This window comes from Pseudomonas meliae (assembly GCF_001400515.1).
In the GTDB taxonomy this organism is placed as follows: Bacteria; Pseudomonadota; Gammaproteobacteria; order Pseudomonadales; family Pseudomonadaceae; genus Aquipseudomonas; species Aquipseudomonas amygdali.
Genome location: NZ_LJQT01000474.1, coordinates 1 through 5,201, shown reverse-complemented (window position 1 = coordinate 5,201; position 5,201 = coordinate 1). Strand labels below are relative to the sequence as shown.

General features: G+C 63.6%; 4 protein-coding genes (1 of these 4 running past the window's edge). All 4 read right to left on the bottom strand.

All coding sequences use genetic code 11. The features are described from left to right. Tightly spaced (at most 11 nt apart), the 4 genes in view from ALO64_RS21905 to hflK (ALO64_RS21890) form a layout consistent with a single transcriptional unit that may run on beyond the window. Positions 1-1,046, bottom strand: the 5' portion of a protein-coding gene (locus ALO64_RS21905) for a heavy metal translocating P-type ATPase (protein WP_054991802.1). Its footprint begins 874 nt before the window's first position; the window shows 1,046 of its 1,920 coding nt (coding positions 1-1,046); it begins with the start codon at positions 1,044-1,046; its stop codon lies beyond the left edge, outside the window. Beyond that, positions 1,043-2,113 carry a protease modulator HflK gene (gene hflK / locus ALO64_RS21900; protein ID WP_005734943.1) on the bottom strand — a complete coding sequence of 357 codons (1,071 nt, stop codon included), beginning with the start codon at positions 2,111-2,113 and terminating at the stop codon, positions 1,043-1,045. The genes ALO64_RS21905 and hflK (ALO64_RS21900) overlap by 4 nt, the downstream gene beginning before the upstream one ends. Next, positions 2,110-3,147, bottom strand: coding sequence for a protease modulator HflC (gene hflC, locus ALO64_RS21895; protein WP_002555935.1), 1,038 nt, complete (start codon positions 3,145-3,147; stop codon positions 2,110-2,112). Before hflC ends, hflK (ALO64_RS21900) begins: the two co-directional genes overlap by 4 nt. Positions 3,148-3,158: 11 nt before the next feature. Further along, a complete protein-coding gene (gene hflK / locus ALO64_RS21890) occupies positions 3,159-5,105 on the bottom strand; it encodes a protease modulator HflK (RefSeq protein WP_044343600.1) in 1,947 nt (648 codons plus the stop codon). Positions 5,106-5,201 lie beyond the last annotated feature (96 nt).

The following is a 5,201-nucleotide window of genomic DNA, read 5'->3' as shown; positions in this document are numbered from 1 at the left end:
GAGCGCAGTCGGCCATAGGTCAGGGTGCCGGTTTTATCCACAACCAGTGAGTTCAGGTCAGCCAGTTCTTCGAGAAACGCCGAACTGCGGATCAAAATGCCGTGCCGCGCGGCGACTGCGATACCGGCGATGGCCGTGGCCGGAGCCGAAAGCACCAGTGCGCAGGGACAGGCAGCCACCAGCACCGCCAGCATCGCCTGAGCATCCTGAGTAATAAACCAAGTCAGCGCCGCGATCAGCAAAACCAGCACCATGTAGCTGCCTGCGTAGCGTTCCAGCAGGCGTGTGATCGGCGGCTTGGAACGCTCCGCGCTCTGCATCAGCGCGATGACCTTGCCCAGCGTGGACTCATCGCCGATGCGGGTCACTTCGATACGCAGCAGCCCGTCCAGGTTGATCGCCCCACCAAACACTTCGATGCCGATACTGGCTTCCAGTGGCACCGACTCGCCGGTAATTGATGAAGTGTCCAGACTGGCCTGCCCGGAAAGAACCCGACCATCCGCCGGGACCCGGTCACCTGCACGCACTTCAACCTGATCGCCAGCCTTGAGCATTGCGTTGTCGACCTCGCGAATATTGCCGTCAGGCCCGAGTAAACGTGCCTGACTGCGGGTCAGACGACCCAGCGCTTCGATGGCTTCCTGCGAGCCGATCACGCTGCGCTCTTCCAGCACATGGCCAAAGATCATGATGATCGGCAGCAAGGCGGCGGTCATCAGATCGCCAGTGGCCCAGGCACCGAGCATCGCCAGCGCGATCAACTGATCGGTGATGCCATGCAGGCTTGGATGCCGCAGGCTGTGCCAACCGGCGCTGATCACAGGTATCGCCACCAGCAGCGAGGCAGCGCCCAACAGCAATTGGCTGACACCTGCCTGTTCCGGAGCGAAAAAACGCCAGACCAGACCCAATGCCAACAGGCCCAGCGCCAGCATCGCGAGGGTCAATTGCCGGGCTGCGCTACGCTGCTCTGCGTTGCTCAGCAGACTGCCATCAGCTTGCGGTTTGATGGCGTGATGGGTGTGAACGGCTTCGCCACTCATTGCGGTGCTCCCTGAATGATCAGGCGGGAATCGTCTTTGGGATCGACGGTGGTGACCGAACCTGCCTGATGCAGAATGCCCGGCACACGTTCACGGTAAAGGCGCTGCATGAGGCCGGGATCGCTGCGGTTCTCGGCAGATTGCGCCAGGCTGACGACGGTCGCGGTGGCTGCTTGTGCCTTGGCCAGGCGCTCGGAAGCTTGTGCGTGCGCCACTTGCAGGGTCCGATCAGCGTGTTGATTGGCGGTCTGGGTCAGTTTTTCTGCATCCGTGCGTGCGTTGGCCACGGCCTGGTCAGCCTGCTGACTGGCCGTCAGCACGGCATTGAAAGCATTGACCGCCGACGTCGGCAGGCTCGACTGCACATCCACCCGAGCGACTTCGACGCCGATGCCCATCCCGGTCGCGTTGAGCTCAGCCAGGCGTTGATTGATGCCGCGCACAAGATCGCCGCGCAGCCGCTCACGACGCTCTGCCGCCTGACTGTCAGCGCCGATGAGCTCGGGGCGGGCAACCAGAATGGTGTCCAGGTCTCGCGCTGCAGTCAGCGCCACGGCGCTGCGATTGACCAGCCGGTCCAGTGCGGGCAATACATGATCGCCCTGCAATACGAAGGCGTTGGGGTCAGTCACTTTGTAGAACACGGTGACGTCCAGCTGCACCACACCGGCATCACCGGTCAGCAGAAAACCAGAACCTGCCAGAGCATCGCTCATCGGCGCTGACAGGGTCGCGATTTCATCGGCTTTGAGTGCCGCTGGCGAACGCAGCAGGGTTTCCACCCGTCGCTCGATCACCCGATCAGCCGAGGGCAGCAGCACTACCTGCTCGAACGGCTGCGGCCAGGCGGTCAGCAATCCTGCGTTCTGCACCCGCTCGAGCGCGCCGAAGCGCATGACCACGGCACGGTTCTGCGGATCGATCTGGCGCACGTTGGACGTCGCCCAGGCAAGCGCAGCCAGCAGGGTCACGCCATAAAGTCCGATGAACGCCAGTCGGCTCGCCTGCAACCAGGGGCTGTTGGCAGGCGGTCGTTGCGTTACGGGCTCGTCGACCGGTTGGCTCATGGCTGCGTTCCGCTCTTGCCGTCCAGCGTTGGCGGGCCATCCACCAGCACGCGGAATGGCGCGGCGTCGGTGCGCAGTATCAGGCGAGTACCCGGCGTCACGATGGTGCCCAGCGTGTCCAGCGAGCGCAGCAGGTTGTAGAGCTGCGGCGACCCCGCATAGGCGCGGCCATAGATCTGCGCGGCTTCAACACGGGACTGCGCTTCGATATCGGCCGCCTTGACCGTGGCATCGGCCTCGACAATGCGCGCGTCGCGCTCGGCTGCCGAGCGAATCTGCGCCGCTTCACGCTTGCCCACGGCGGTCCGCTCGGTGGCGATGGTCTCGCGTTCGGCGCGCATGCGATCCACGGTGGCGTTAAGCGTCACCGACGGCAGGGTCAGTCGTTCGACGCCTACCTGCAGAACACGAACGCCATAGGTCGCCAGCAGTTGCTGATCGATCTGCTGGCGCAGCTGATTTTCGAACGCGGTGATATTCACCTTGTTGGCGTCGGTGTTCACCAGGCTGGACAGGTCGAAACTGCTCGCGGTGGTTTCCAGCGCAGAGCCGACAAAGGTGCGGATCTGCCGCGCTGCTTCGTCGGGCTGGTTTTGTACCGCGCGCATGAAGCGCTGCACGTTGTCGGCATCGCCCTGTACCTGCCACGCCACATAGGCCTGAACGATGATGCGCAAGCCGTCACGGGTGCCGACATCCTGCAAACCGCTGGACGTGGTACGCAGGCGCAGATCCACCGGAATGGTCGCTTCGAACGGTGCGGGCCAACGCCAGTTAAGGCCCGGGTCGAGCAGAACGCGAGAAGGATTACCGAAGCGGGTGACGACGGTCGCTTCACCCGAGCGCACCTGCACCAGGCTCGCCGCCGCAATCGCGAAGGCGATCAGCACCGCCGCCAGGCTTGCCCGTCGCCAAGGGAACGCTGCCGGACCGGTCGCGCCATGATGATGGTGATGATGGCCGTGGCCGCCATGACCGTGACTGTCATGGCTATCGTGGTCGGCGTGATCGTGATGATGATGAAACAGACTCAAGGGACGACTCCTTACTGAACGGCTTTACGCGGCGCCGTTGGGTCTGCCGGTGGGGTGAAGGTACGCAGGTCGATGGTCGGCGCGTTGTCGCCGCCCAGACGGTGGTCGAGTATCAGCAGCTTGGCATTGCCCAGGCCTTCGGTCAGTTGCGCCAGGTATTGTTCCAGCAAAAACGCCTGCCCTGCCTTGGCATAAGCCTGGCGCTCGGCACTGAAGCGCAGGTCCGCGCCTTGCGCTGTGGCCAGAACTTCACTGGCTGCGGCACTGGCCTGATCGCGGGCAACGCTGGCATTGAGTTGCGCCTGGTTGGCCTTGTCACTGGCCGTACCGCGTTCGCGGGAGATCAGCGCCTGTGCGCCGATCTGCGCAGCCTGCACGGCATGATAGGCATTGGCGGCACCTGCTGGCGGATGGATGGCTTCGACCACCGTGGCGAGCAGTTCAACGCCGCTGTCCAGACGCTGCAAGTCAGCCTGCACGGCTTTGCCGATGTCATCGGCCAGCCCGCTGCGCTGTTCGCCGAGCAGCTCGTCCAGCGTGCGCGAGGCAAAGTCATGCACCAGCACGCGGCTGGCCGTGCTGCGGATCAGAGAAGGAATATCGGCGCTGTTATAGGTCGAGGCCATCGCCGCGGCATCTGTCAGGCCGATGCGGTAGACGAACCGCACATCCATATTGACGATCTGAAAGCTCTGCTTATCGCCGGCACTGCTGGCAATGACCTGGGATTTTTCGTTGATATGGCTGGCATCCCACAGCCGGTTGGCGCTGCCCGGCGGCGGGCCTTCGGCCGGGTCCAGCGTCTGCTCGGCCGCGTCGGCCGCAGAAACACTGGTCGCAAGCTCATGTACCACGCCGTTTTCAACCGCCAGAACCCGGCCGAACGGCCAAGGCAAACCGACATGCAGACCCGGTCCGAAGACCTCGACCGGCTTGCCGAACCGCTCGTAAATGCCTCGCCCCTGCATCGGAATTTCATGCACGCCGCTCAGCGCCCAGCCCAGCGCTGCAACCACCGCCAGCACCGGCAAAAAGGCGCGGCGCATGTAGGTAAAGGCCCAGATCTGGCGCAGATCAATGCCGAAGCGGTTGTGCAGCTCATGCTGCAAAGCGAGCAACGGGCGCGGCGGCCAGCGCAGCAGGTCAGCGATAAAACTGGCGGCCAGCAGGCGCGGCTCGAGACGCGGAGTGCGCGGGCTGAACACCGACAACACAGCCCGCAATAGAAATTCAAGCGCCACACCCAATGGCAGCAGGCCGATCAACACAGCCAGCCGTGCAGGCCAGACGCGATCAGCGCTGGAGAAGAACAGGCACAACGCGCCGACCAACAGAACGATAAGCGTCATGCGCACCAGCTGCGCCAGCGCCCCGGCCTCTGGCGACTGGCCTTCGGGCTCGCTGCTCAGTTGCCGCTCGATGACCAATAGCCCGAACGCCAACAGCAACAGAAGACTGCCCGCCAGATTGCCTGAAGTGGAAAGGTCGGAGCCAGACAACGTCAGGTTCCAGAAGGCGCGGATGACGATCAACGCCAGCACTGCCCACCCGGCAAGCCACAGGGTCGAGCTGCCGATGTGCCGAACCATTGACTCGCCCGAATCGCTCAGCCGGGTAAGCAGGCGCTCATACCAGCCGGTTTCATCGAGCGCTTGCGCCGTTGCGGGAGAGTCTGCGGCAACAGGTGCAGCCAACGCGCGGGCACGCCACATCGCGACGTGCCTGGCCGACTGCAGGCCCGCAGCGAGCAGTATCAGCGCCGCCGACGCATTGCCCAGCACGGCCATCCACAATGAACCAGGGGAAAACAGATCGATGGACAGCGCCAGCAGCAGCCCGAACGCGCCTACCCCACCGCTCACATACATCAGTCGTCCGAGACGCCGAACCTGTTGCACCGCCATTTGAAAACGCGGCAGGCCTTCGAGGCCATCGTGCTCACCCAAATCAACCCGCATCACTACCCCGGCACCCGCTGATTATTGCCCTGTGGAGAGCCGTGTATCGGCATCCATTAATGCAGCTGCATCATAGCGAATGAAAGGGACTTCCCC

Excerpts from the sequence above, each read along its gene's own strand:
- hflK (WP_005734943.1), bottom strand. The coding sequence starts at position 2,113 with ATGAGCCAACCGGTCGACGAGCCCGTAACGCAACGACCGCCTGCCAAC.
- hflK (WP_044343600.1), bottom strand. The coding sequence starts at position 5,105 with ATGCGGGTTGATTTGGGTGAGCACGATGGCCTCGAAGGCCTGCCGCGT.